The organism is Pseudomonas sp. NPDC086112, from assembly GCF_044746425.1.
Taxonomy (GTDB): Bacteria; Pseudomonadota; Gammaproteobacteria; order Pseudomonadales; family Pseudomonadaceae; genus Aquipseudomonas.
This window is the reverse complement of record NZ_JBIVCD010000036.1, coordinates 46,888-69,997: the sequence shown is the minus strand read 5'-3', so window position 1 is coordinate 69,997 and position 23,110 is coordinate 46,888. Positions and strand designations below refer to the sequence as shown.

Genomic DNA, 23,110 nt, shown 5'->3' with positions numbered 1-23,110 from the left:
GATCGTGACCCTGATCGGCGCCAACGGTGCGGCAAGTCGACCCTGTTGATGACCCTCTGCGGTTCGCCGCAGGCCCACAGCGGCAGCATCCGCTACATGGGTGAAGAGCTCGTCGGCCAGGACTCGTCGCACATCATGCGCAAGAGCATCGCCGTGGTCCCGGAAGGTCGTCGGGTGTTTGCCCGTCTGACCGTGGAAGAGAACCTCGCCATGGGCGGATTCTTCACCGACAAGGGCGATTATCAGGAACAGATGGACAAGGTCCTCGGACTTTTCCCACGCCTGAAAGAGCGCTTCGCCCAACGCGGCGGCACCATGTCTGGCGGCGAACAGCAAATGCTCGCCATCGGCCGTGCGCTGATGAGCAAGCCCAAGCTGTTGCTGCTCGACGAGCCGTCGCTGGGCCTGGCACCGATCATCATCCAGCAGATCTTCGACATCATCGAACAACTGCGCAAGGACGGTGTGACGGTTTTTCTGGTGGAGCAAAACGCCAACCAGGCGCTGAAAATCGCTGACCGTGCCTATGTGCTGGAAAACGGCCGGGTGGTGATGACAGGGACTGGCGAAGCGCTGTTGACCGACCCGAAAGTGCGCGAAGCGTACCTTGGCGGTTAAGCGATTGCGGTAAACAAAAAACGGCCTTCGCAGGCCGTTTTTTTCTGCCTGCCACAAACCTCACAACAACAAAGATCCCATGTGGGAGCGGGCTTGCTCGCGAAAGCGGTGGGTCAGTCACCACCTATTTTGAATGTCAGATTGCATTCGCGAGCAAGCCCGCTCCCACAGGGGATTTTTGGTGTTTTGGAGAACGTGTTTAATCAGTGTCAGCGTTACTTCCTGCAAGCTACACATCCTTGCGCCTGACGTAACAGGTTCGCCCTCGTAGGAGCTGCGTATTCACAATATAAGCTTGCTCTACAGATACATTGTTAATATATTTGCATCTACAGACCAACTCAAAGTGACCGCCATGACAGCAACCTCCCTGGCACAAGCATTCAGCAAAGACCAGTGCGTGACTGGTTTGCGAGCGGCTGTCGGCATACTCGAAAAGTGGCAAGCGTCGAGCGATCAGGCCTGTCGCATCCTGCGCATTTCCCGCAGTACGTACTCCCGGGCAAAGCAGCGCGATCCCGATTGGTCCGTAAGCCTGGATTCAGACCAGATGCAGCGCATCAGTTTTATTCTCAACATCCATGCCACCCTGCGCCTTGTCTTTGATAACCCTGAAAACGTCTATGGTTTTGCGGCGATGGCGAACGAGAACGAGTTCTTCAACGGGCGTAGCCCGCTCGAAATCATGTCCCAAGGGGATATGATCTCCCTGTACGAGACGTTTCGGCGGATCGACATGCTGCGAGGCGCACAATGGTAACGGTGAGCCAGCTGGCTGTATTGGCCGGTGAGCAGTTGCAGGCCTACCGATTGATCAATTCAAAATTTCCGCCCATTGCGCTGTTTGACGACGTGGCAAACGCGGACGAATTTGATGTGCTGTATCAGATCCAGGCCCTCACCAATCCGAGGCTGCAAAATGAAGTCGGCCGGCTTGAGCTGATACCGCGTGCGCAGATTCCCTTCGGCATCCCTGGGTGCTCTTACGCAATCGCTCCTTTCACCCACATCAACCCAGCGGGTTCGCGTTTCAGCGACGGCAGTTTCGGCGTGTTGTACCTGGCTGCCTCGATGGAAACCGCACTGGCTGAGGTGCAGCATCATCAGAATCAGTATTGGTCGAAAGTCCAGGGGCTCAATTACGAGAGGTTTGTTTTCCGGGGGTTATCCTGCACTTTCGTTGACGAAGCCATGAGGGATGCCGCATCCATTCCGATGGACGATCCTGTCTACGATCCCGTCGATTACACGCACTCCCATCGCTTGGGAAAGGCCATCAAGGATGCTGGGGCCCCTGGTCTGCGGTACAACTCCGTGCGCATGCATGGGAGCTACTGCTGGGCACTGATGACCCCCAGCCCCCTCTCATCAATCACTCAAACAGCCCACTACGAGATGATCTGGAACGGTCAGATCACCAGCGTCAGTAAAATCAGCATTGCCTGACGACCTTATCGGCAAAAAAATTTTTGGGTGGCCTGTAACGCATCGCCCTGTCGTTTCTCTAGAGCAGTAAGCAAGCACAAACGCTTGCCAACCCAAGCTCAATTTCGGAGAAACATCATGACTGTTACCACCCGCACCCTGTCCGCCACCGCCCTGGTTCTGGCCCTCGGTTCTGCCCTGAGCATCGCCGCTGTCTCCACTGCCCATGCCGCTGACGCCAACATGGAAAAATGCTTCGGCGTGGCCATGAAAGGCAAAAACGATTGCGCCGCAGGCGCTGGCACCACTTGCGCCGGCACGGCAAAAACCGACTACCAGCCAAATGCTTTCAAACTGGTTCCTAAAGGCACCTGCGCCACCACGATGAGCAAAACCTCGCCAACCGGTTTCGGCCAATTGGAAGCCTACAAAGCCAAGTCGTAATCAGCACCCAGCCTGAGTGTCGACCATGAACCATTTATCGTGCGGGCTCCCGCCCCGCTCCGGGCTGGGACTCAAGACCGAGCACTTTCGTGAAGTGCTCGGTGCACAACCGGACATCGGTTTCTTCGAAGTCCACGCCGAAAACTACATGGTGGCCGGCGGCCCGTTTCATCATTTTTTGGGGTTGATTCGCGAGCAGTATCCGCTATCGCTACACGGCGTTGGCTTGTCCATTGGTGCCGAAGGTCCGCTGGATCTTCAGCACCTGCAAAGGCTTGCCGCGCTGATCGAACGCTATCAACCCCAATCCTTTTCCGAACACCTGGCCTGGTCCAGCCATGGCCCGGTGTTCCTCAATGACCTGCTGCCCCTGGCCTACGACGCGCCGACGCTGAACCGCGTCTGCGAGCACATCGATCAGGTGCAGAGCACCCTCAAACGCCCAATGCTGCTGGAGAACCCGGCGACGTATCTGGCGTTCCAGCGCTCGACAATCGATGAAGCCGACTTCATCAGTGAGGTCATTCGCCGCACCGGTTGCGGCCTGCTACTGGACGTCAACAACGTCTACGTCTCCTGCATCAATCACCAAAGGGATCCGCGGGCCTACATCGACGCGCTGCCGCTGCAGGCGGTGGGAGAGATTCATCTGGCCGGGTTTGCCGAAGACACCGACAGCCTCGGCGACCGTCTGCTGATCGACGATCACGGTGCGCCCATCGATAACGCGGTGTGGACGCTATACCGGCAAGTACTGGAACGAGTCGGCCCGATCGCCACGTTGATCGAGCGCGACAACCAATTGCCGGCCTTCAGCGTGCTGCATGCCGAAGCCCGTCAGGCCGATGAGTTGCTGCATTGCGCGGGGAGCCGATCATGAGCACTCAAACTGCGTTTGCCGCTGCTCTGCTCGATCCGCAACGGCCCTGCCCCGACGGTTTGTTCAGTACCAATGGCGCCGATCCCGCCAGCCGTTTCGCGGTGTATCGCAACAATGTGCAGAGCTCGCTGATCAACGCCCTGGCCGACAGTTATCCCGTGGTTTTGCAGTTGGTGGGCGATGAGTTCTTTCGGGCGATGGCGGGGCTGTATGTGCAGCATTGCCCGCCCCAAGGCCCACTCATCAACGATTACGGCAAGGACTTCGCCGAGTTCATCGACAGCTTTGAGCCGGCAGCCAGCGTGCCTTATCTGGCCGACATGGCGCGGCTGGAGCGGTTGCGCGTTCAGGCCTATCACGCCGCCGATGCGCAGCCCTTGCGCCATGAACAGATTGCCACCGCGCTGTCGGACCCGCAGGCGCTGAGCGAGCTGACGGTCGGGTTTCATCCCTCCCTGAGTCTGCTGACTTCAGCTTTTGCCATGGTTGCGATCTGGGCGGCGCATCAACAGGACGCGACGCTGGCCGGGATCGACCTCGGCCACGGGCAAAACGCCCTGGTACTGCGCAACGATCTGGAGGTTGAGGTCTTTGCCATCGACCATGGCGCCAGCACCTTCATTCAGAACCTGCGAAACGGCCAATCCCTGACCCAAGCGTTAGAGACAGCGCCTGACTTCGACCTCAGCCAAACCCTGGCGCTGCTGATCAGCCACAACGTCATTAGCCATTTACACCACAAGGTATCGCCATGAACCCCATCACCCGCTCCATCGCGCTGCTGGAAAAAATCCCTCTCAGCCTGATCGCCTTTATCGCGCGTTTTTCGATTGCCGCGGTGTTCTGGAAGTCCGGGCAAACCAAGGTGGAAGGCCTGGCCATCGATTTGATCGACGGCACGTTTCAACTCGGCGTACCAAGGCTGGCGGACTCGACCATCCCGTTGTTCCAGAGCGAATATCACCTGCCGCTGCTCTCCCCGGAACTGGCGGCGCACCTGGCGGCCTTCGCCGAGCATTTATTTCCGATGCTGATTCTGATCGGCTTTGCCACCCGCTTTTCGGCTCTGGCGCTGTTGGGCATGACGCTGACTATTCAGCTGTTCGTGTACCCCGATGCCTATCCAACCCACGGCACCTGGGCTGCGGTGTTGCTGTACTTGATGGCGACCGGGCCGGGCAAGTTGTCGATTGATCATCTGATTGCCAAGCGGTATGCCCGCTGATCCCTACCTCAGACCTCCAGACGATAAAGAACTAATGTGGGAGCGGGCTTGCTCGCGAAAGCGGTATCACATTCAACAGATATGTTGGCTGACACACCGCTTTCGCGAGCAAGCCCGCTCCCACAGGGGGGTTGCGTGGTGAGACGTTATCGTTGAAGCCGATCCAACGCCTCGCCACTGCGCTTGAACCAACCGATCAAATAATCCGCCAACACTTGGGTACGTTTCGGCAAACCGCCCTGATACGGGTGCACCAGGTACATCGGCATGCTGCGGGTCTGATAATCGCGCAGGAGCCAGCGCAAACACCCGTCAGCCAATTCCTCTTGCAGCAAATACGACGGCAAACGCGCAATGCCCGCATCCGCCAGCGCGGCTTTCTTCAAGAGATTGTAATGGTTGCTGGCGAACGGCCCCGACACTCGCACCCGCAGTAACTCGTGCTGTTGGTGATAGAGCCATTCTTCGCGACCGCTGTAATGGCTGTTGAGCAGGCAGCGGTGTTCGGCCAGTGCCTGAGGCGTCAGTGGCTCACCGAATCGCTCAAGGTACGCGGGGCTGGCGCAGGTCATCTCGTGCCAGGCCAGCAGCGGGCGGGCGACCAGGCGTTCGTCGTTGGCCACTTCCGAGCGGATTGCCAAATCGAAACCGTCCCGGGACAGGTCACGGTAGTTATTGTTGAGCTCCAGCTCGATCTGCACCTCGGGGTATTGCCGGGAAAACTCCGGCAGCGCGCCGTCAAAGAAGGTTTCCCCCAATGAAACCGGAACCGTCATCCGCACAGGGCCGGCCATGTCGTCTTTCAACCGCGCCAGGGCCTGACGCGCTCGCTCGACTTGAATCACCAGCGCCTGGGCTTGCGGCAATAGCGCCGCACCCGCCGCCGTCAGGCTCAAGCGGCGCGTAGTGCGTTGTAACAACACCACGGAGAACCGCGTTTCCAGCAGGCTGATGCGCTTGGAGAGTTGCCCCTTGCTGCAACCCAATTGCTGGGCGGCCAAGGTGAAACTGCCCGCCTCGATCAACACCGCGAATGCCGCCAGGTCGTCCATTTCGCTCATGGATTGTTTCCATTTGAAAACCAAAGGTTGCCTATTAGCCCGCTTATCAATGGAAAAAACCACTCTAAACTTAAATTTAAATCCAACCCATTCAGGTACAGCACGATGAAAATTCTTTTGATTGGCGCCTCTGGCACCGTCGGTTCGGCCATTGACCATGAGCTGTCCCAGCGCCACGAAGTCATCCGTATCGGCCGCAAGAGCGGTGAGTTTCAGGTCGACATCAGTGACAGCGCCTCGATCCGCAAATTGTTCCAACAGACCGGCAACTTCGATGCGCTGATCTGCGCCGCTGGCAGCGTCAACTTCGTGCCACTGGCGACCATGACCGAACAAGACTTCGAGCTCGGCTTGCGGGACAAGCTGATGGGCCAGGTCAACCTGCTGCTGATCGGCCGGGAATTCGCCAATGACGGTGCGTCATTCACCTTCACCACCGGCATCCTCAGCCACGATCCGATTCGTACCGGCAGCTCTGCCTCCATGGTCAACGGCGCCCTGGATAGCTTCGTCCGTGCCGCGGCAATCGAACTGCCGCGCGGTTTGCGCATCAACTCGGTCAGCCCGAACGTGCTGGTCGAAGCCATGGGCAGTTATGCCCCGTATTTCCGTGGCTTCAAACCGGTTCCCGCCGCCGAAGTGGCGCTGGCTTACGCCAAAAGCGTGGAAGGCTTGCAGACCGGCCAGACTTACCGCGTCGGCTAAGCCGCCAAAATCAAAAGATCGCAGGCTACGCCAGCTCCTACAAAGGCACCGCGTAAAAGCCCTGTAGGAGCTGCCGCAGGCTGCGATCTTTTGATCTTGATTCTGGGAAAGCGAGGACATTGCAGGGTTGTGATGAACGGTCAGGCTGAGTAACGTGGCGACACTTGTCAGGAGACTCAAAGATGCGTGTTGCCCGTTCCTTGGTACTTGTTGCCGTGCTTCCGTTGTTCGCCGCCTGCCAGTTGCTTGATGGCCCACGGGAAAGCGCGTCCCATGTGGGCCAGACCCGCCTGCAGGGCCAATTGACGGCCGCTGACGGAAAGTTACTGTTCCAGCCGTGCAATGAGCAGCGCAGCTTGGTGGTCAACGACACCGGCGGCACCAGCGTCCTGCAAGAGGCCGCGACCCTGGCCGATGATCAGGGCAAGCTGTTCGCCGACGTGCGCGGCCGGATCACCGCCAGCGGCCAGCTGGATCTGGAGCAGTTGTACCGCGTCGAACGCTCGGGCACGGCGTGCGACGATCCCGATTTCAAGCAGCTGACGCTGCGCGCCGCCGGCCATGGCCCGGAATGGAACGTCAGAGTCAGCGGCAAAGGCATGGTCATCGACCGCGCCGGTCAGCCGCCCCTGGCCCTGCCGTACGTTGAAGAGCAACTGGGCGACGGCCGTTTCAACCTGAGCACCGAAGCCAATAACCAGCGCATCGAGCTCTGGGTCGCGCCGCAACGTTGTGTCGACGGCAGCACCGGCAGCGTGCAGCACATGAGCGCCGAGCTGCGCATTGACGGCCAGGTGCAACGCGGCTGTGGGTATTTTGGCGGATCGCGCGACGACTGATCGTTTTTGCCTCACGGGAATCATCCTTTGAGGCTTATAATCGCGGGCTTCAAACGCCTTGGCGCAGTTGTGCGCCCCGCGAACCGGATCCCGTCATGTTACGAATCACCGAACTCAAGCTGCCGATCGACCATCCCGAAGAAGACCTGCGCCCTGCCATCGTGCAGCGCCTGGGCATCGCCAGTGATGACCTGCTCGATTTCACCTTGTTCAAGCGCAGCTACGATGCGCGCAAAAAGTCCTCCGAACTGTGCTTCATCTACACCATCGACCTCAACGTTCGGGATGAAGCGTCGGTGCTGCACAGGTTCGCCGATGACCGTAACGTCAACGTGGCGCCGGATGTCAGCTACAAAGTGGTCGGCCAGGCGCCGGCCGACCTGAGCCAGCGCCCGATCGTGGTCGGGTTCGGCCCGTGCGGAATCTTCGCTGGGCTGCTGCTGGCGCAAATGGGCTTCAAACCGATCATCCTCGAACGTGGCACCGAAGTGCGTCAGCGCACCAAAGACACCTGGGGCCTGTGGCGCAAAAGCGTGCTCAACCCCGAATCCAACGTGCAGTTCGGTGAAGGCGGCGCGGGTACGTTCTCCGACGGCAAGCTCTACAGCCAGATCAAGGACCCGAAATTCATCGGTCGCAAAGTCTTGCACGAGTTCGTCAAAGCCGGCGCGCCGGAAGAAATCCTCTACGTCAGCAAACCGCACATCGGTACGTTCCGTCTGACCGGTGTCGTGGAAAACATGCGTGAGCAGATTCGCGCCATGGGCGGCGAAGTGCGCTTCCAGCAGCGCGTCACCGACATCTTGATCGAGGATGGCCAACTGGTCGGCGTCGAGCTCAATGGCGGCGAGCAGATCCATTCGAAACACGTGATCCTGGCCCTCGGCCACAGCGCCCGTGACACCTTCCGCATGCTCCACGGCCGCGGCGTGTTCATGGAAGCCAAGCCGTTCTCGGTGGGTTTCCGCATCGAGCACCCGCAATCGCTGATCGACCGCGCGCGCCTGGGCAAATACGCCGGGCACCCGAAACTCGGCGCTGCCGACTACAAACTGGTGCACCACGCCAGTAACGGCCGTTCGGTCTACAGCTTCTGCATGTGCCCGGGCGGCACCGTGGTGGCAGCGACCTCCGAGCCGAACCGCGTGGTCACCAATGGCATGAGCCAGTACTCGCGTAACGAGCGCAACGCCAACTCCGGGATCGTTGTCGGGATCACCCCGGAAGTCGATTACCCAGGTGGCCCACTGGCTGGCATCGAGTTGCAGGAACGCCTGGAATCCCACGCCTTTGTGTTGGGCGGCAGCAATTACGAAGCGCCAGCGCAATTGGTCGGCGACTTCATTGCAGGCAAGCCATCGACCGAGTTGGGCAGCGTCGAGCCGTCCTACAAGCCGGGCGTTGCCTTGGGTGATTTGGCCCTGGCGTTGCCGGCGTTCGCCATCGAAGCCATTCGCGAAGCCTTGCCGGCGTTCGAGAAGCAGATTCGTGGCTACTCGCTGCACGACGCCGTGTTGACCGGGATCGAGACGCGCACGTCATCGCCGCTGCGTATTACCCGTAACGAGTCGATGCAAAGCCTGAACGTGAAGGGCTTGTTCCCGGCCGGTGAAGGCGCGGGTTATGCGGGCGGGATTCTGTCGGCGGGTGTCGACGGGATTCGGATTGCCGAAGCGGTGGCCCGAGACATCCTTGGCCTCGAGGCCTAAGGAACGATCACACGCCCCTGTAGGAGCGAGGCTTGCCCGCGAAGAAGTTGACGCGGACTTTCTGAAAGACCGCATTATCGTTCTTCGCGGGCAAGCCTCGCTCCTACAGGGGGCGGTGTTTGGTGTCAGATATTGGCGCGCAACACGCTGGCCGGCAACGGCTCGCCACGCTCGACACTCGCCGCCACGGCATCCATCAAACCACTCAGCTCATACCCCTGGGCCTTGAGCCAGGCCTGATCGTAATAGGTGGTGGCATAGCGCTCGCCGCCATCGCACAGAATCGCCACGATCGATCCCGACTCCCCCGCCGCCTTCATCTGTTGCGCCGCCATCAGCGCGCCAATCAGGTTGGTGCCGCTTGATCCGCCTACATGCCGACCCAAACGCTGCGCCAGATAATGCATGGCCGCCAGCGACAAGGCGTCCGGCACCTTGACCATCGCATCGATCACCTTGGGCAGGAATGACGCTTCCACTCGCGGCCGACCAATGCCTTCAATCCGTGACCCGCAATCCAGGCGCAAGCTGGCATCGCCAGTCTGGTAGTAATCGAAGAACACCGAACGCTCGGCATCGGCGCACAGCACACGGGTGGAGTGCTGGCGATAGCGCACGTAACGGCCGAGCGTCGCGGTAGTGCCTCCGGTGCCGGGGCTGGAAATCAGCCAGCTCGGTTCCGGATGTTGCTCGAAGCGCATCTGCTGGAAGATCGATTCGGCGATGTTGTTGTTCGCCCGCCAGTCGGTGGCGCGTTCGGCGTAGGTGAACTGGTCGATGAAGTGCCCGTCATGTTCGCGAGCCAGGCGTTCGGACTCGGCGTAGATCTGCGTCGGATCGTCCACCAGATGGCTCTTGCCACCGTAGAAAGCGATCTGCGCGATCTTTTCCTTGGACGTGCTTGCGGGCATTACGGCAATGAACGGCAAACCCAGTAACCGGGCAAAATACGCCTCGGAAATCGCCGTCGAACCGCTGGAGGCTTCGATCACCGGCGCACCCGGTTTGAGCCAGCCGTTACACAAAGCGTAAAGAAATAACGAGCGCGCCAGCCGATGTTTCAGGCTGCCGGTGGGATGGCTCGACTCATCCTTGAAATACAACTCGATGCCCGGCAACCCCGGTAGCGGCAAGGGAATCAGGTGGGTATCGGCGCTACGCTGGAAGTCGGCTTCGATGATCCGGATGGCTTCGCGGGCCCACTGTCGGTTGTCGCTCATGATGGTTTTCTCGTTGAATCAGGCAAAGAGTCGGCCTTGTCGCAAGGCTCAGCCCACAAGCTTAGGAAAGAACCTACATCATGCACAGATACAGCTGAGGTCCAATACGTCCGGCAACTGCTAGGCTCGCCTTTGCTGACCGTCCGCGTTGTAACGGCATATAACAAAAAAGAATATAACTTTTGTTTTAACAACTAACGGTACGGGTTAGGGTGTGCCACCTTTTGAATTCATCGATGGAGAGCGACCTTGCCTCTGCGTAGCACGTTCACGCGTTTCTTTCAGTTGGAAGCTGCCAGCGGTCTGTTATTGATCGCCGCGGCCGCTCTCGCCCTGATCATCAACAATTCATCGCTGTCGTGGCTCTATAGCGGGCTGCTGGACACCCCCGTGGTGGCTCAGATCGGCGCGCTGAAAATCGCCAAGCCACTGTTGCTGTGGATCAACGATGGCCTGATGGCCCTGTTCTTCCTGCTGATTGGCCTGGAAGTGAAACGCGAAGTCCTCGACGGCCAGCTGTCGAAACCGTCGCAAATCGTCCTGCCCGGCGCGGCGGCGATTGGCGGCATGGTGGTGCCGGCGCTGATCTACTGGTTCCTCAACCGCGACAACCCTTCCGCCCTGAGTGGCTGGGCCATCCCAACCGCCACTGACATTGCCTTCGCCCTCGGCGTACTGGCCCTGCTGGGCAAACGCGTGCCGGTGTCGCTGAAACTGTTCCTCATGACCTTGGCGATCATCGACGACCTGGGCGCGATCATCATCATTGCGATCTTCTATTCCGGCGCACTGTCGACCTTGTCCCTGGCATTGGCCGCAGCCTGCATCGCGGCGTTGATCGGGATGAACCGACTCGGCGTGGTCAAGCTCGGGCCGTACATGATCATCGGGCTGATCCTCTGGGTCTGCGTGCTCAAGAGCGGCGTGCATGCCACGCTGGCCGGTGTGACCCTGGCCTTCTGCATTCCACTGCGCACGAAAAACGCCGAGCCTTCGCCGCTGCTGACCCTGGAACATGCCCTGCATCCGTGGGTGGCCTACGGCATCCTGCCGCTGTTCGCCTTCGCCAACGCCGGCCTGTCCCTGAGCGGCGTGACGGTCGAAAGCTTCACCCACGACGTGCCAATGGGCATCGCCATCGGCCTGCTGCTGGGCAAGACCATCGGTGTCTACGGCCTGACCTGGCTGGCGGTAAAAATCGGCATTGCCACCCTGCCCCAGGGCGCCAACTGGGGTCAGGTGTTGGGCGTGGCGATCCTCTGCGGCATCGGTTTCACCATGAGCCTGTTCGTCGGCTCCCTGGCCTTCGTGCCCGGCACCAGTGAATACGCCGGGATGGATCGAATGGGGATTCTGACCGGCTCGATACTGGCGGCATTGATCGGTTATGCGGTGACGGCGGCAGCGAGTCGCAAGAACCCCGCACTACCTTCCTGAGCGATAGAGAACACTCTTAGCGATATTCAGGATTCGTCCTACAGCCACGATTAGCCACGTTCGTTAACGTCGCGCAGCCCCTCTTTCAGGGGTTGCCGATGGACGAGCGAAAGGACAATCAGTGGCTGGCAACAAGGACATCCCCCGGGTTAAAAACCCACCGTCAGGCGATGGGCATCACGTCACCCACCGCTATATGACGGCCACCGAACTGGCCGAGCGCGATGCCAGGCAAAATGCCTACGACGCCATGCTGGCGAGGCAGTGGGCCTTCGAAGACAGCCTTCAAGTCGCTGCGAAAAAGGACGACGTTGTCCGCGCGGGCTGCGTGTTCGCCAAGTCCTGCAAACTGCCCGACGCAATCATCGACTACACGAATCCCACTGGCGTTGTTCCGACTGACAGTCTGAAAGACTACGGCGAACTGGTTCTGCTCGGCGCTCGCGAGGCCGATGAAAGCGGTGTTGTACCGCTCAAGAAAATCAGTGGCACTGCGGTTCCGGCGGGTTTCGGCAGCTTTGCGCTAGCCGGCTCAGCGTTCACCGCACTGCCCGCCGTCGCCGCCAGCACCGCCGCGGCTACCTTGGCAGGCCTGGTGGCCCTGGTCATACCGTCGAGCCTTGGCGACAGCTCGCTCTACACCGAAGATCAACTGCGATCCCTTAAGCAGGCCCGCATCCGCGTACGCCTCAGAGTCGAACAACAGGCTGACGGCAGTCTCAAGGGATACGGTTTCTACACCGGCAAGAATCGCGATTGGGAAATGGTCGATGTCGTGCAAGTCACCTTGCGCGGCAGTCAGCAGGTGGCTGATCTTGGGGATGGTATAGAGCTGATCTGGACACCGGCCGAGGACGGTTCAAACATCCTCGGCATCCCCGCCCTGGAAGCCGCCCCGCAAGCACCGCACATCTGGGTTTACCCGCCGACGAAGGCGGCTGACAGCATCATCGTGAATCCGGTGTATCCGCCTGAGTACAAGGATTTCATTCTTGTGTTTCCGGCGGATTCGGGGGTGTTGCCGGTTTATATTGTGGTGAGTGTCCGCCGCAAAGGTACGGCCGAAGCCGGTCATACCTACCATCCGGCTCCCGAAACCGAAGACATCACCGCATTTCCTGGCCTAACACGGGTAAAAAAGAAAACCCCGTACAAAGGAGGTCTCCGGGATCGCTGGATGGATGCAAAGGGTAGAACAATCTACGAGTGGGACTTTCTGCACGGTGAGCTTGAAGCGTATCGCTCAAGTGATGGCAGCCACCTAGGTTCATTTGACCATAAAACGGGTGGGCAGCTAGATCCACCCAAGAAGAAACGCAGCATTAAAAAATACTTGTGAGGGCTTTATGGGACTGAAAATAAGACTTGAATGGTATGACAAGAAAACTGAAATAGGCCAAGGAGAAGAGTTATCGAAAGATCTTGGCGATGATGGCTCCGTTATTGAAGCACTGGGAATGCCCATCGAAAACAATATAAATAACGGTGGATTTGACGTTGCTTCCAACTGGGTTGGCACTCTTCAGCCCCACTTCCATCATGTCATTAATTTATCCTCTTACGACTACCAGGTAGCGTTCATCTATCGTGACAATTGGTAGGTTTCACACGATTAAGGACAATCGAAATGGCCAGCATACGATGCTTGGAAATAACCGGTTTCTACCCAGACGAAAAGCAAGATGACTCCCTGCAGTTTGAACTGGATATCGAAGGTTTGGAACTCAACGAAGCCGTCGCGCAACTGATCGAGTCAAAGCCATTGGCAGATCTGGAACCCGGTGAATTGGAGCTAAGCGAGAATCAGGTTCTCGCACTAAAGCAATTGCTCGATGTCGACTTTCCCGAAGGCCTGGAATATTTCATCGGCACCCGTGCGGTAGCGTGAACAATCCCTTAAAAAACACAAAACCCCGACCAGTCACCTGATCGGGGTTTTCTTTTACCCGTATTCCCGCTTAGTGCGCAACGCGGCTCGTACCATCAACAGTAGCAATCCGCACCCGCTCACCCACGCGGAACACTTCGTTTGGCTGAACTTCCTGCACGTAGGCGCGCATGCTGCCATCGTCTTCGCGCACGGTGATTTCAACACCTTGCGTACGGGTCAGGCCTTCTTCGGCAGCCGAGCCTATCAGGCCGCCGGCGACAGCGCCGATGACCGCTGCGACGATGCTGCCGCGACCGCCGCCAATGGCGCTACCGCCGACACCACCCACTGCTGCGCCCGCGACGCTGCCGATCGGGGTTTTGGTGCCTTCGATTTTCACCGGACGCAGCGCTTCGATAGTGCCCATGCGAATCGTCTGCACACGACGCGCTTCGTCACGGGAGTAGGAGTCACCGGTCAGGCTCGATTGGCAACCGGAGAGCAACATCGCCATCGTGGAAAAGGAAGCAACCAGCAGAACAGACTTACGCATAGCATCAAACTCCATAGGACAGGTATCCATTAAACTCCGCAGCTTGACGCCTGTCACGGCATTGCCCGGATAAAATTGGTTTCATTCAGGCCCGATACAGGCGCTTTTTCGAACTCACATACAGTAGCGGCAAATTACAAAATCTGCGCCGCAGACCCAAGGACTTTCATGGATTACTTCATCATTGTCGTCACGACCGTCGCCGGCTTGTACTTCCATTGGTGGCTGTACGTGCGGATCAAACGCTGGATGGACCGCGATCTGGCGTTGTCACTGGCGGGTAAAGACGAACAGAAAAGAGCCTTTATGCTCCAACAACTGGCGAACGCTCAAGCGCAGAAGATCAAGCGGCGGGACCTGCCTCAGTGGCTGGCGGCCGCTGCGGCAGGGTATCCCGATCGGTAGGCTATTTACGGCGCCAGGCGTTCACGAACCCAGTCGGTGCCTTGCAAGCGGTAGTTGAGGCGATCGTGCAGACGGCTCGGACGGCCCTGCCAGAATTCGATGCGCTCGGGTAGCAAACGATAACCGCCCCAGTGTTCGGGGCAGTGAGGCTGAGTATCGCTGAAACGTTGCTCGGTGTTCTTGAGCAGCGCTTCCAGTTCGCCGCGATCGGCGATCACCCGGCTCTGGGGCGAAGCCCAGGCGCCGAGACGGCTGCCCAGAGGGCGAACCTGATAATAAGCGTCGGACTCTTCAGGCGTGACCTTCACCACCCGCCCTTCGATGCGCACCTGGCGCTCCAGGGCCGGCCAGAAGAACGTCATGGCCGCAAATGGATTGGCTGCCAGTTGCTGACCCTTGTCGCTATCGTAGTTGGTGAAAAAGGTGAAGCCCTGCTCGTCCAGGCCCTTGAGCAGCAGGATGCGGCAATGCGGCCGCCCCTGCTGATCGACGGTGGCCAGCGTCATGGCATTCGCCTCCACCGGCACCTGCTCGGTTTTCACCGCATCGGCAAACCACTGATGGAACAGCGCGAACGGCTCGGCCGGGGCTTGCGCCTCGGTCAGGCCATCTCGGGTGTAATCGCGACGCATATCTGCCAAGGGCCGGGTCATGGCGCATTCCTTTTGGTTAACGAATCACTTCTTTGTGTCATCGGCGACAGCGACTTTCTTGGTGTCGACAGCGGCTTTGGCCGGCGCAGTCTTTTTCACCACGGCTTTTTTGGCTGGCGCCTTGGCAGCCGCTTTCTTGGCGGGTGCCTTTTTCGTCGCCGGCACAGCCGCTTTCTTCGCAGCAGGCGCCGGGGTCACAGGCTTGGCCACTGGCTTGATGTCTTGCGCAGCAACCATGGTTTTCACCGGTGCAGGAGCCGGCATGTTGTACTTGCTCAGCAGCGCGACCATGGTGTTTGCCGGGGTCACCAACAACTCGACGCGACGGTTCAGGGCACGACCTTCAGAACTGTCATTGGCGGCGCGCGGAGCCTCACCACCCATGCCGCGCAGCATCAAACGATCACGCTGCAGACCGCTGAGACGGAAGATCGCCGCCACCGCTTGGGCGCGCTCCTGGCTCAGCTTCACGTTGGCCGGTGCGGCGCCCGACGTATCACTGTGACCGAGTACCAGCACGGCAGTCTTTGGATCGACTTCGAGGATTTTCGCGACACGGGTGAACGGGCCGAGGGTCACCGGCAACAGCATGGACGGACGGTCAGGGTTAAACGAGCCTTCTACCGGTGCCGTGACAACCAGCACGTTTTCGCGGCGCTCGAGTTTCAGGTTGCTGTCCTTGATCGCCTCGCGCAGGCGCGGTTCGTAGTCGTCGAGCCAGGCCTGGGTGACTTTCGGGTCGGGCATCGGCACGACCTTGGCGGTGCTCTGCTCCTTACCGCCGAACGGCCACCACCAGTTGCCACCGGCATCGGCTTCAGCCTTGGCTGCAACGACCGGCTTGGCTTCAGGTTTAACTTCCGGCTTCACGTCCGGTTTGGCCACTTTGTCGGCAGCGTCATCGGAACCGAACGGCCAGTACCAAGGGGATGCACTGTCAGCCTTGGCGACGGGGGCTGTTGCAGCAGGTTTCAACGGAGCGGGGGCCGGTTCTTTGGTCGCAACCTTGTCGGAAGAGCCGAACGGCCACCAGCTGCCGCCGTCTGCGTCATTTTGTGGGGTTTGTGCGCAACCGGTGATAGCGAAGCACAGGGCCAGGGCGAGAGTTTTATTGGATGACATTGGATATCCACAAAATGAAGTAATGAAGAATCAGACCGGGTTGGCCCGGATAAACAGCGCTTTGAAACCACAAAGGCTTTCGGGTTCCGGCCCTGGCCCCCTTAAGCGTGATTTACAGACAAGTGGCCAGTACTCGCACAAGCTTTTGGGCTCGTGGATCCATCAAGACGTACGGCCCCAGGGTATTTGTCACAAAGCCGAAGGCCACATCGTATTCCGGATCAGCAAAACCGATGGAACCGCCGGCGCCCGGGTGACCGAACGCCCGTGGGCCGAGGCCATAGGTGGCGTTGGGTACGTCCGGTTGATCGAGCATGCAACCCAGGCCGAAGCGGGTCCGGGTCAATAAAGTCTTGTCTTCGCCGACGCTGTGTTCGCGGGTCAGCTCCTCGAGCATGTCGCTTTCCAGCAGGCTGCCGTCGAGCAAACCTGAGTAGAACCCGGCCAGGCTGCGGGCATTGCCGTGGCCATTGGCGGCCGGCTGCTGCATGCGCCGCCATTCCGGTTTGTTGGTGCTAGTCATTATAGACGGCGGGTTGGTGAAGGCCCGCGTGCTCATGGCCGTCGGCTCGCGCATGGTCACTTGCAGCAAGCGCTGGGCCGCGGCGTCGCCGAGGTTGCCCTTGCCACGGGCAATGTGCGCGACGCGATGAAACTCTTTGTCGGCGAGGCCAACGTGGAAGTCCAGCCCCAAAGGCTTCGCGACCCGTGCCACGATGGACTCGCCCGGCCCACGACCGTCGGCGCGACGCAGCAATTCACCGACCAGCCAACCATAGGTGATCGCCGCATAACCGTGACCTTGACCCGGCGTCCACCATGGCGCTTCGGCAGCCAGGGCATCGACCATGGTCTGCCAGTCGTAAAGTGTTTCTGGCGCCAGCAATTCGCGCAACGCAGGCAGGCCGGCCTGATGGCTGAGCAAGTGGCGCAGGGTCACGGATTCTTTGCCGGCGGCAGCGAACTCGGGCCAGTAGCGAGCGACCGGGACATCCAGTTGCAGCTTGCCTTCGGCCACCAGCTGCAGCGCGGTCACGGCGGTGAAGGTCTTGGTGCAGGAAAACAGGTTGGCAATGGTGTCGCTGTGCCAGGCTTCGGTGCCGTCCTTGTCAGCGGTGCCGCCCCAGAGGTCGAGGACAGTTTCACCGCCAATCCGGATGCACAACGCCGCACCACGCTCCTGAGGATCGTCGAACAACGCCGCAAAAGCTTCGCGCACCGCTTCGAACTTAAGCTCGTAATGACCCTGAATCTGCACCCACAACTCTCCCGGATAAACGCTCTATAAAGTGGCCCGCATTGTTCCAGCCCTTGAGGGTTTTGGGAACAGGGTCGGGCCGGGCGGTCGCCCGGCCATGGAAATGATTGGAAATTTATAGTGCCTGTACCGACGCCTTCGCGGGCAAGCCTCGCTCCTACAGATTTTGAGTTGGTTTGCGAACGACATAAATCCTGTAGGAGCGAGGCTTGCCCGCGAAGAACGACAACGCGGTCTCAGCTATTAATGACCATTGCCCGAATGCCCACCCGCATGACCGGCGCCCTGCTCCGCTCCTTTGCCGGCAGCGCCTTGCTTGCCGCCCTCGCCTTCATGGTTCCCGGCGGCTTTTTCCGCCTCAGCCCTGGCCTTCTCGGCCTCTTTGCCGAGTTGATCGACAGTCTGCACATTGCTTTTGCGCACACTGTCGACAAAGCCCTGGAACGGCAGATCAGTAATACCCACCAGCCCGAAGTGACCGTTCTCGCCATCCAGCAGGCGACCGGTCACCGGTTGATCGAGGTACTGGAACCAATGCACCCCGACAATCGACGGTTCGCTCATCGCCTGCTTGAGGAAATTGGCGTAGGCCGGGCCGCGGTCTTCTTCTTTCGCCAGTTGCGTCACGCCTCCCCAGAACGGGCCGCGATCCGTCGAACCGAAATTGAATTCAGTGATCAGCACCGGCTTGTCCAGGCTGCGCAGTCTGGCGAAGTCGTAACCGTCCTGGGGTTGCAGGGTGTACATATTGAAGCTCAGCACGTCGCAGTATTGCGCGCAGGACTCGACGGCTTCCGGGGTGCTGACGGCAAAACGGCCACCCAGCAACAACTGGTTCGGCGCATGCCACTTGAGCGAGTCGGAGACGGTTTTGAAGTACGTGTCGGCAAACACTTTCTGGAAGTATTTGAAGTCGGCTTCGATTTCCGGGTACTCGGCGCTCGGCTGCGGTGGCACGAAGCCCGGGTCTTCCATCAATTCCCAGGCCGGCAGATCAATGCCCCATGCCTTGGAAAGGCCCGCCTGGTTGCGGTACTTGTCACGCAGTTGTTTGAGGAAGGCACGTTTGGCCGGCACATCGGTGGTCATTTTCAAGGTCCCGTAGGCCAGCGCGTAACGGGCCTTCGGGTCATCGCCGGGACCGGCCCAGGCCAGTTCGTTATCGGCGAAGTAACCGATCAGCCAAGGATCGTCGCGATGGTCGCGGGCGGCGATGGCTACGGCGCGCTCGGTGGCCATGGCGAAACGCGGATCGAACGGATCGGGCATGCCGCCCCACCAATCGGTACCGGTGCTGATGCTGGCGTAATCGCCGACGATCGACAGCGGCAGGGTGTATGGCACTCGGTCAGCGTTGCCAAACACCGGTGCGCTCCAGTTGCCGAGGGTGTTGAAACCCCAGGCTTGCAGGCGATCGAGGGTGTGACTGGCCCAACGCTTTTCGTCGAAAACCACTTTGCAAGGTTCGGCGGCCGTTTGCTCGGCCGCTTTTTCGACTGACGCTTCAACAGCGCCGGTCTTGGCCGCTTCAGCGACGCCGGCCGCGGATTCGGTCGCCGCAGGATCAGCTGATGGTGCGGCGGCCTTATCGGCCGTCGCCTCGACCGCATCGGCCTTGGCCGCTTCGGCGACACCGGCCTTGGTGTCGCTGCCCGGTGTGCAAGGCTCGCCATACAGACGCTGCAGGTTGGCGCCATAGAAATCGTACCAGCGCCCGGCGTTGTAGGCTCGGCCCTGATCGGCGCCATTGCCGCCACGGTTGTCGCCTTCGCCATAGTAGCTGGCAAGGGGCTCGTCGGGTTTGGGCAGGGACTCGAACATCCACTCGCGACCGGCGACGTAGGTCTGGTTTGCGCTCGGGGTCACGCTGTTGACGCCGAGGGAATAGAACGGATGCCCTTCCGGGGTTACCAGGTACCAGCGGCCGTCACGTTTTTCTGTGCGGAAAAAGCCGCTGGCCTTGAACGCAGGGCCTTTGGTCCAGCCGCCGAACTTGTCCAGGGACTGCTTCTCGCGCTCGGCCAGCCAGCTTTTCAGTTGTTGCTGTTCTTTGGCCGCGGCGGATTTCAGTTGCTCGTCGCTGCTGACCTTCTCCGGCCATTTGGCCCGGGTCGATTGGCCGTAGGCGTCCACCAGACCGCCATAAGCGGCCTTGGTGACAGCCTCGCCATCCTGCACGCCGAAGCGCTCGAGCAGGATGCTTTGGGCGACTTTGGGCTGATCCATCGACAAGGTCACCGACACCACTTGGCTGCGGTCCAGCTCACCGGCGCTGCTCGCCAGCAATACACGCTGGCCTTCGAAGTTGATCGGCATCGGCGGGCCGGCTTTCATACCCTGGCTCAAAGGTGTACTCGGCTGCAGTGGCACCAGCAGGGTTTGCGCCGGGCCGGCCGGCAGATCGACGCGGCTGACCAGGGTCTTGCCGTCGTTGCTCTGGATGGTCACGTTCAGGGTCACCGCCCAGTTCATCGCGCTCTGGATCCGCAGGCTCATGACACCCGACTGCGACCAGTCCCAGGCACCGGTCTGCGGCGTCAGGCGCAAGGTCGGCCGGGCGACCGGGTTGAAGGTCACGCGGCGCAGCACTTCACCTTCGGCTGTTTGCTCCGCGTTGGACTGCGGCAGGCTGGTGTCCTGGGTCGCCACCTGAACCACATCGGCGGGACGCACAAAGTTGAACAGCGTCTGCTGGCCGGCAGGGGCCGCCAGCAAAGGGGCTGCGAACATCAAGGCAAAAACAGCAGGCAACGAACGGCGAATCATAGGAACGTGGATCTCCCAAGCGACCATCAATGGGCCAGTGGAAAAGCGGTGGCAGTGAGGTAGACAACGCGGTGGGCTTATTTGCCCACCGGTGCATCAGGAAATTTCACGACGAAATGGCGGCAATGCATTGAGAATAGCTTTGCCGTAGCGCTGCGTGACCAGACGACGGTCGAGCAAGGTGATGGTGCCGCGGTCTTCTTCGGTCCGCAGCAAGCGACCGCAGGCCTGGACCAGTTTCAGCGAGGCGTCCGGCACGGAGATTTCCATGAACGGATTGCCGCCACGGGCCTCGATCCATTCCGCCAGCGCCGCTTCGACCGGATCGTCGGGCACCGAGAACGGAATCTTGGCGATCACCACGTGCTCGCAGTACGCACCGGGCAAATCCACGCCTTCGGCGAAACTCGCCAGGCCGAACAGCACGCTGGAATCCCCGCCATCGACCCGCGCCTTGTGCTTGTTCAGGGTTTCCTGCTTCGACAGATTGCCTTGAATGAACACTTGCTTACGCCAGTCGCGGTCCAGGCCGTCGAACACGTCCTGCATCTGTTTACGCGATGAGAACAGCACCAGGGTGCCACGGGAACCTTCTACCAGTTGCGGCAGGTCGCGAATGATCGCCGCGGTGTGAGCCGGCGCGTCACGCGGGTCGGCTTTCAGGTCCGGCACCCGCAACACACCGGCGTCGGCGTGATGAAACGGGCTCGGGACCACGGCGGTCACGGCTGTTTTAGGCAGGCCGGCACGCATGCGGAAGCGGTCGAAGGTGCCCAGAGCGGTCAGGGTCGCCGATGTCACCAGCGCCCCGTAAGCCACGTTCCACAGATTGCGCCGCAGCATGTCTGCGGCAAGGATCGGACTGGCATTGACCTCAATGTCGAACAGCGAACCGCTTTCGGCCAGGGTCAGCCAACGGGCCATGGGCGGGTTGTCTTCCGGGTCTTCGACGGTGAAAGCGGTCCACAGCTCCCAGTTGCCCGAAGAGCGCGACAACAGGCTGCCGAACAGCGGATACCACTCTTCGGCCTGATTGCTGGCGATGCCGATGTTGACCTCGCCGTCCATGCCTTCCTTGAGCAGTTCGGTGAGGCGGGTAAACAAATCGGTCAGGCGGGCAAAGCCCTTCTTCAACTCAATGCCCATTTCGCGCATGTGCTCGGGAATCACCCCGCCGACGAAACGGTGACGTGGCCGCTCGCGGCCTTCGACGTCTTCGCCGGGTTTGAAGTCGGCGGCTTGCTCGCAGGCGCTGAACATGAACTGCTGCTGGGTCTTGATCTCCCGGGCCAGCTCCGGCACCTGCTCGATCAACTTGCCCAGATCGCCCGGCAGCGGGTGCTGGGCGAGTAATTTGGTGAGGTTCTTGGCGGTGGTTTCCAGCCAGTCGGCGGTGGAACGCAAACGGGTGTAATGCGCGAAGTGACCGATGGCCTTGTCCGGCAGGTGATGGCCTTCGTCAAACACGTAGATGGTGTCACGCGGGTCCGGCAAAACCGCGCCGCCGCCCAGGGCCAGGTCGGCCAGGACCATGTCGTGGTTGGTGACAATCACGTCAACTTTGCCCATGCCTTCGCGGGCCTTGTAGAAGGCGCACTGACCGAAGTTCGGGCAATGACGGTTGGTGCACTGGCTGTGATCGGTGGTCAGGCGCGCCCAATCGGCGTCTTCCAGCGCGGTGGACCAACTGTCGCGATCGCCGTCCCACTTATTGCCGGCGAGCTTCTCGATCATGCTGGTGAACAGCTTCTGGCTGGCCTCATCGACCTCGATCTTGAAGCCTTCTTCTTCGAACAGCTGCGCGGTGGCAGTCTGCGCATGACCTTCCTGGAGCAACATATCCAGCTTGGACAGGCACATGTAGCGCCCCCGGCCCTTGGCCAGGGCGAAGCTGAAATTCAGCCCGCTGTTGCGCATCAGGTCGGGCAAATCCTTGTAGACGATCTGCTCTTGCAGGGCCACGGTGGCCGTGGCGATCACCAGACGCTTGCCGGCGGCCTTCGCGGCAGGGATGGCCGCCAGGCTGTAGGCCACGGTTTTGCCGGTACCGGTGCCGGCTTCCACCGCGACAATCGCGGGGTCGCCACTGCGCCGGCCTTCGTCGTCGGTGTCGATGTCACCGAGGACTTTGGCAATTTCAGCGATCATCAGGCGTTGGCCGTAGCGCGGCTTGAGGCTCTTGGCTTCGAGAAAACGCGAATAGGCGCCCTGGATCGTGGTTTTGAGTTCAGTGCTGATCATGGATTGTCGGGCGCAAAAAGGCTGGATAAATTTTCAGTACTTCGGATCGGCCGCTATCATACCCCGCTATTTAATCCCGCGCAGAACGGAGTACCTCAATGACACCTTTTGGCATCGTTTATACCCTGCATGTCATCGCTGCCCTGGTGTGGGTCGGCGGCATGTTTTTCGCCTGGATGGTCTTGCGCCCCGCGGCGATGAAGGCGCTGGAAGGCCCTGCCCGATTGAAGCTGTGGGTGGAAGTGTTTCAAGGTTTTTTCCGCTGGGTCTGGATCGCGGTGGTGCTTTTGCCGATCAGCGGTGTGGGCATGATTCATCTGCAGTTCGCGGGGTTTGAAGCGGCGCCGCGGTATGTGCAGGTGATGATGGGATTGTATGTGGTGATGACGGCGCTGTTTATCCGGATTCAGGCGTTGTTGCTGCCGGAACTGCGCACGGCGGTGGCGGCTCAGGATTGGCCGACGGGTGCGGCGGTGCTGGGGAAGATTCGTCGGTTGGTGGGGATCAATCTGATAGTCGGATTGGTGCTGGTGGCGATTGCGGCGGCTCGGCCGATGCTCTAAAAGCTTCGCGGGCAAGCCTCGCTCCTACAGGATTCATGTCGTTCGCGAACCAACGCAAAATCTGTAGGAGCGAGGCTTGCCCGCGAAAGCTATCTGTCAGACAACAAACATTTCAG

General features: G+C 60.0%; 23 protein-coding genes and 1 pseudogene. 16 read left to right on the top strand and 8 right to left on the bottom strand.

Going from position 1 to position 23,110, the window contains the following annotated elements:
• The 7 genes and pseudogenes from ACIPLA_RS22010 to ACIPLA_RS21980 all read left to right on the top strand — a co-directional run.
• Positions 1-618: pseudogene (locus ACIPLA_RS22010) on the top strand (ABC transporter ATP-binding protein); the annotation flags it as partial.
• A 355-nt stretch (positions 619-973) separates the two neighbouring features.
• Positions 974-1,378 carry an antitoxin Xre-like helix-turn-helix domain-containing protein gene (locus ACIPLA_RS22005; protein WP_123499233.1) on the top strand — a complete coding sequence of 135 codons (405 nt, stop codon included), beginning with the start codon at positions 974-976 and terminating at the stop codon, positions 1,376-1,378.
• A complete protein-coding gene (locus ACIPLA_RS22000) occupies positions 1,372-2,064 on the top strand; it encodes an RES family NAD+ phosphorylase (RefSeq protein ID WP_218398307.1) in 693 nt (230 codons plus the stop codon). The genes ACIPLA_RS22005 and ACIPLA_RS22000 overlap by 7 nt, the downstream gene beginning before the upstream one ends.
• Before the next feature lie 117 nt (positions 2,065-2,181).
• A complete protein-coding gene (locus ACIPLA_RS21995; RefSeq protein ID WP_401175894.1) occupies positions 2,182-2,487 on the top strand; it encodes a DUF2282 domain-containing protein in 306 nt (101 codons plus the stop codon).
• Positions 2,488-2,512: 25 nt separating this feature from the next.
• Positions 2,513-3,367: a DUF692 domain-containing protein gene (locus ACIPLA_RS21990; protein WP_401175892.1), complete on the top strand. Its 855-nt coding sequence runs from the start codon at positions 2,513-2,515 to the stop codon at positions 3,365-3,367.
• The gene (locus ACIPLA_RS21985; RefSeq protein WP_401175889.1) at positions 3,364-4,122 is read left to right on the top strand and encodes a DUF2063 domain-containing protein; all 759 of its coding nucleotides are present in this window, start codon (positions 3,364-3,366) and stop codon (positions 4,120-4,122) included. Before ACIPLA_RS21990 ends, ACIPLA_RS21985 begins: the two co-directional genes overlap by 4 nt.
• On the top strand, positions 4,119-4,592 hold the full coding sequence (locus ACIPLA_RS21980; RefSeq protein ID WP_218398316.1) for a DoxX family protein: 474 nt from the start codon (positions 4,119-4,121) through the stop codon (positions 4,590-4,592). The genes ACIPLA_RS21985 and ACIPLA_RS21980 overlap by 4 nt, the downstream gene beginning before the upstream one ends.
• Before the next feature lie 146 nt (positions 4,593-4,738).
• On the opposite strand, the gene ACIPLA_RS21975 is transcribed toward ACIPLA_RS21980, so the two are convergent.
• The gene (locus tag ACIPLA_RS21975) at positions 4,739-5,653 is read right to left on the bottom strand and encodes a LysR family transcriptional regulator (RefSeq protein ID WP_401175885.1); all 915 of its coding nucleotides are present in this window, start codon (positions 5,651-5,653) and stop codon (positions 4,739-4,741) included.
• Positions 5,654-5,758: 105 nt separating this feature from the next.
• On the opposite strand from ACIPLA_RS21975, the gene ACIPLA_RS21970 reads away from it, so the two are divergent.
• From ACIPLA_RS21970 to ACIPLA_RS21960, 3 genes are all read left to right on the top strand, one after another.
• On the top strand, positions 5,759-6,358 hold the full coding sequence (locus ACIPLA_RS21970) for a short chain dehydrogenase (RefSeq protein ID WP_218398320.1): 600 nt from the start codon (positions 5,759-5,761) through the stop codon (positions 6,356-6,358).
• 182 nt (positions 6,359-6,540) lie between these two features.
• Complete coding sequence (locus ACIPLA_RS21965; RefSeq protein WP_401175881.1) at positions 6,541-7,197, top strand: COG3650 family protein; 657 nt, start codon at positions 6,541-6,543, stop codon at positions 7,195-7,197.
• 95 nt (positions 7,198-7,292) lie between these two features.
• Positions 7,293-8,906, top strand: a complete 1,614-nt coding sequence (locus ACIPLA_RS21960) for an NAD(P)/FAD-dependent oxidoreductase (protein WP_401175879.1) — start codon at positions 7,293-7,295, stop codon at positions 8,904-8,906.
• Between the two features lie 125 nt (positions 8,907-9,031).
• Here ACIPLA_RS21960 and ACIPLA_RS21955 read toward each other — a convergent pair whose 3' ends face one another.
• Positions 9,032-10,129, bottom strand: coding sequence for a PLP-dependent cysteine synthase family protein (locus ACIPLA_RS21955; protein ID WP_185022204.1), 1,098 nt, complete (start codon positions 10,127-10,129; stop codon positions 9,032-9,034).
• A gap of 246 nt (positions 10,130-10,375) precedes the next feature.
• Between ACIPLA_RS21955 and nhaA the strand changes: the two genes are divergently transcribed.
• The 4 genes from nhaA (at position 10,376) to ACIPLA_RS21935 (ending at position 13,451) form a co-directional block, all read left to right on the top strand.
• Positions 10,376-11,563: a Na+/H+ antiporter NhaA gene (gene nhaA / locus ACIPLA_RS21950; RefSeq protein ID WP_218398326.1), complete on the top strand. Its 1,188-nt coding sequence runs from the start codon at positions 10,376-10,378 to the stop codon at positions 11,561-11,563.
• Between the two features lie 121 nt (positions 11,564-11,684).
• Positions 11,685-12,902, top strand: a complete 1,218-nt coding sequence (locus ACIPLA_RS21945; RefSeq protein WP_401175876.1) for an S-type pyocin domain-containing protein — start codon at positions 11,685-11,687, stop codon at positions 12,900-12,902.
• 7 nt (positions 12,903-12,909) lie between these two features.
• A complete protein-coding gene (locus ACIPLA_RS21940) occupies positions 12,910-13,164 on the top strand; it encodes a colicin E3-like toxin immunity protein (protein WP_401175873.1) in 255 nt (84 codons plus the stop codon).
• A 26-nt stretch (positions 13,165-13,190) separates the two neighbouring features.
• Positions 13,191-13,451, top strand: coding sequence for a pyocin S6 family toxin immunity protein (locus ACIPLA_RS21935; protein WP_401175870.1), 261 nt, complete (start codon positions 13,191-13,193; stop codon positions 13,449-13,451).
• Positions 13,452-13,521: 70 nt separating this feature from the next.
• Here ACIPLA_RS21935 and ACIPLA_RS21930 read toward each other — a convergent pair whose 3' ends face one another.
• Positions 13,522-13,986, bottom strand: a complete 465-nt coding sequence (locus tag ACIPLA_RS21930; RefSeq protein WP_218398330.1) for a glycine zipper 2TM domain-containing protein — start codon at positions 13,984-13,986, stop codon at positions 13,522-13,524.
• A 168-nt stretch (positions 13,987-14,154) separates the two neighbouring features.
• On the opposite strand from ACIPLA_RS21930, the gene ACIPLA_RS21925 reads away from it, so the two are divergent.
• Positions 14,155-14,391, top strand: a complete 237-nt coding sequence (locus tag ACIPLA_RS21925; RefSeq protein ID WP_063342689.1) for a hypothetical protein — start codon at positions 14,155-14,157, stop codon at positions 14,389-14,391.
• Positions 14,392-14,396: 5 nt separating this feature from the next.
• Here the strand turns inward: ACIPLA_RS21925 and pdxH are convergent, their stop codons facing one another.
• The 5 genes from pdxH to dinG all read right to left on the bottom strand — a co-directional run bounded on the left by pdxH (position 14,397) and on the right by dinG (position 22,431).
• Positions 14,397-15,044: a pyridoxamine 5'-phosphate oxidase gene (pdxH, locus tag ACIPLA_RS21920; RefSeq protein ID WP_218398332.1), complete on the bottom strand. Its 648-nt coding sequence runs from the start codon at positions 15,042-15,044 to the stop codon at positions 14,397-14,399.
• A gap of 24 nt (positions 15,045-15,068) precedes the next feature.
• Positions 15,069-16,166 carry an OmpA family protein gene (locus tag ACIPLA_RS21915; protein WP_218398334.1) on the bottom strand — a complete coding sequence of 366 codons (1,098 nt, stop codon included), beginning with the start codon at positions 16,164-16,166 and terminating at the stop codon, positions 15,069-15,071.
• A gap of 112 nt (positions 16,167-16,278) precedes the next feature.
• Positions 16,279-17,424: a serine hydrolase domain-containing protein gene (locus tag ACIPLA_RS21910; RefSeq protein WP_401175864.1), complete on the bottom strand. Its 1,146-nt coding sequence runs from the start codon at positions 17,422-17,424 to the stop codon at positions 16,279-16,281.
• Positions 17,425-17,667: 243 nt separating this feature from the next.
• Positions 17,668-20,190: a beta-agarase gene (locus ACIPLA_RS21905; protein ID WP_401175861.1), complete on the bottom strand. Its 2,523-nt coding sequence runs from the start codon at positions 20,188-20,190 to the stop codon at positions 17,668-17,670.
• A 96-nt stretch (positions 20,191-20,286) separates the two neighbouring features.
• Positions 20,287-22,431 carry an ATP-dependent DNA helicase DinG gene (gene dinG / locus ACIPLA_RS21900; RefSeq protein WP_218398340.1) on the bottom strand — a complete coding sequence of 715 codons (2,145 nt, stop codon included), beginning with the start codon at positions 22,429-22,431 and terminating at the stop codon, positions 20,287-20,289.
• Positions 22,432-22,529: 98 nt separating this feature from the next.
• Here dinG and ACIPLA_RS21895 point away from each other — a divergent pair, with 98 nt between their 5' ends.
• Positions 22,530-22,994, top strand: coding sequence for a CopD family protein (locus ACIPLA_RS21895; RefSeq protein WP_218398343.1), 465 nt, complete (start codon positions 22,530-22,532; stop codon positions 22,992-22,994).
• Positions 22,995-23,110 lie beyond the last annotated feature (116 nt).

Coding starts and splice junctions, on each gene's coding strand:
- ACIPLA_RS22005 (WP_123499233.1), top strand. CDS start 974: ATGACAGCAACCTCCCTGGCACAAGCATTCAGCAAAGACCAGTGCGTG.
- ACIPLA_RS22000 (WP_218398307.1), top strand. CDS start 1,372: ATGGTAACGGTGAGCCAGCTGGCTGTATTGGCCGGTGAGCAGTTGCAG.
- ACIPLA_RS21995 (WP_401175894.1), top strand. CDS start 2,182: ATGACTGTTACCACCCGCACCCTGTCCGCCACCGCCCTGGTTCTGGCC.
- ACIPLA_RS21990 (WP_401175892.1), top strand. CDS start 2,513: ATGAACCATTTATCGTGCGGGCTCCCGCCCCGCTCCGGGCTGGGACTC.
- ACIPLA_RS21985 (WP_401175889.1), top strand. CDS start 3,364: ATGAGCACTCAAACTGCGTTTGCCGCTGCTCTGCTCGATCCGCAACGG.
- ACIPLA_RS21980 (WP_218398316.1), top strand. CDS start 4,119: ATGAACCCCATCACCCGCTCCATCGCGCTGCTGGAAAAAATCCCTCTC.
- ACIPLA_RS21975 (WP_401175885.1), bottom strand. CDS start 5,653: ATGAGCGAAATGGACGACCTGGCGGCATTCGCGGTGTTGATCGAGGCG.
- ACIPLA_RS21970 (WP_218398320.1), top strand. CDS start 5,759: ATGAAAATTCTTTTGATTGGCGCCTCTGGCACCGTCGGTTCGGCCATT.
- ACIPLA_RS21965 (WP_401175881.1), top strand. CDS start 6,541: ATGCGTGTTGCCCGTTCCTTGGTACTTGTTGCCGTGCTTCCGTTGTTC.
- ACIPLA_RS21960 (WP_401175879.1), top strand. CDS start 7,293: ATGTTACGAATCACCGAACTCAAGCTGCCGATCGACCATCCCGAAGAA.
- ACIPLA_RS21940 (WP_401175873.1), top strand. CDS start 12,910: ATGGGACTGAAAATAAGACTTGAATGGTATGACAAGAAAACTGAAATA.
- ACIPLA_RS21935 (WP_401175870.1), top strand. CDS start 13,191: ATGGCCAGCATACGATGCTTGGAAATAACCGGTTTCTACCCAGACGAA.
- ACIPLA_RS21930 (WP_218398330.1), bottom strand. CDS start 13,986: ATGCGTAAGTCTGTTCTGCTGGTTGCTTCCTTTTCCACGATGGCGATG.
- ACIPLA_RS21925 (WP_063342689.1), top strand. CDS start 14,155: ATGGATTACTTCATCATTGTCGTCACGACCGTCGCCGGCTTGTACTTC.
- pdxH (WP_218398332.1), bottom strand. CDS start 15,044: ATGACCCGGCCCTTGGCAGATATGCGTCGCGATTACACCCGAGATGGC.
- ACIPLA_RS21915 (WP_218398334.1), bottom strand. CDS start 16,166: ATGTCATCCAATAAAACTCTCGCCCTGGCCCTGTGCTTCGCTATCACC.
- ACIPLA_RS21905 (WP_401175861.1), bottom strand. CDS start 20,190: ATGATTCGCCGTTCGTTGCCTGCTGTTTTTGCCTTGATGTTCGCAGCC.
- dinG (WP_218398340.1), bottom strand. CDS start 22,431: ATGATCAGCACTGAACTCAAAACCACGATCCAGGGCGCCTATTCGCGT.
- ACIPLA_RS21895 (WP_218398343.1), top strand. CDS start 22,530: ATGACACCTTTTGGCATCGTTTATACCCTGCATGTCATCGCTGCCCTG.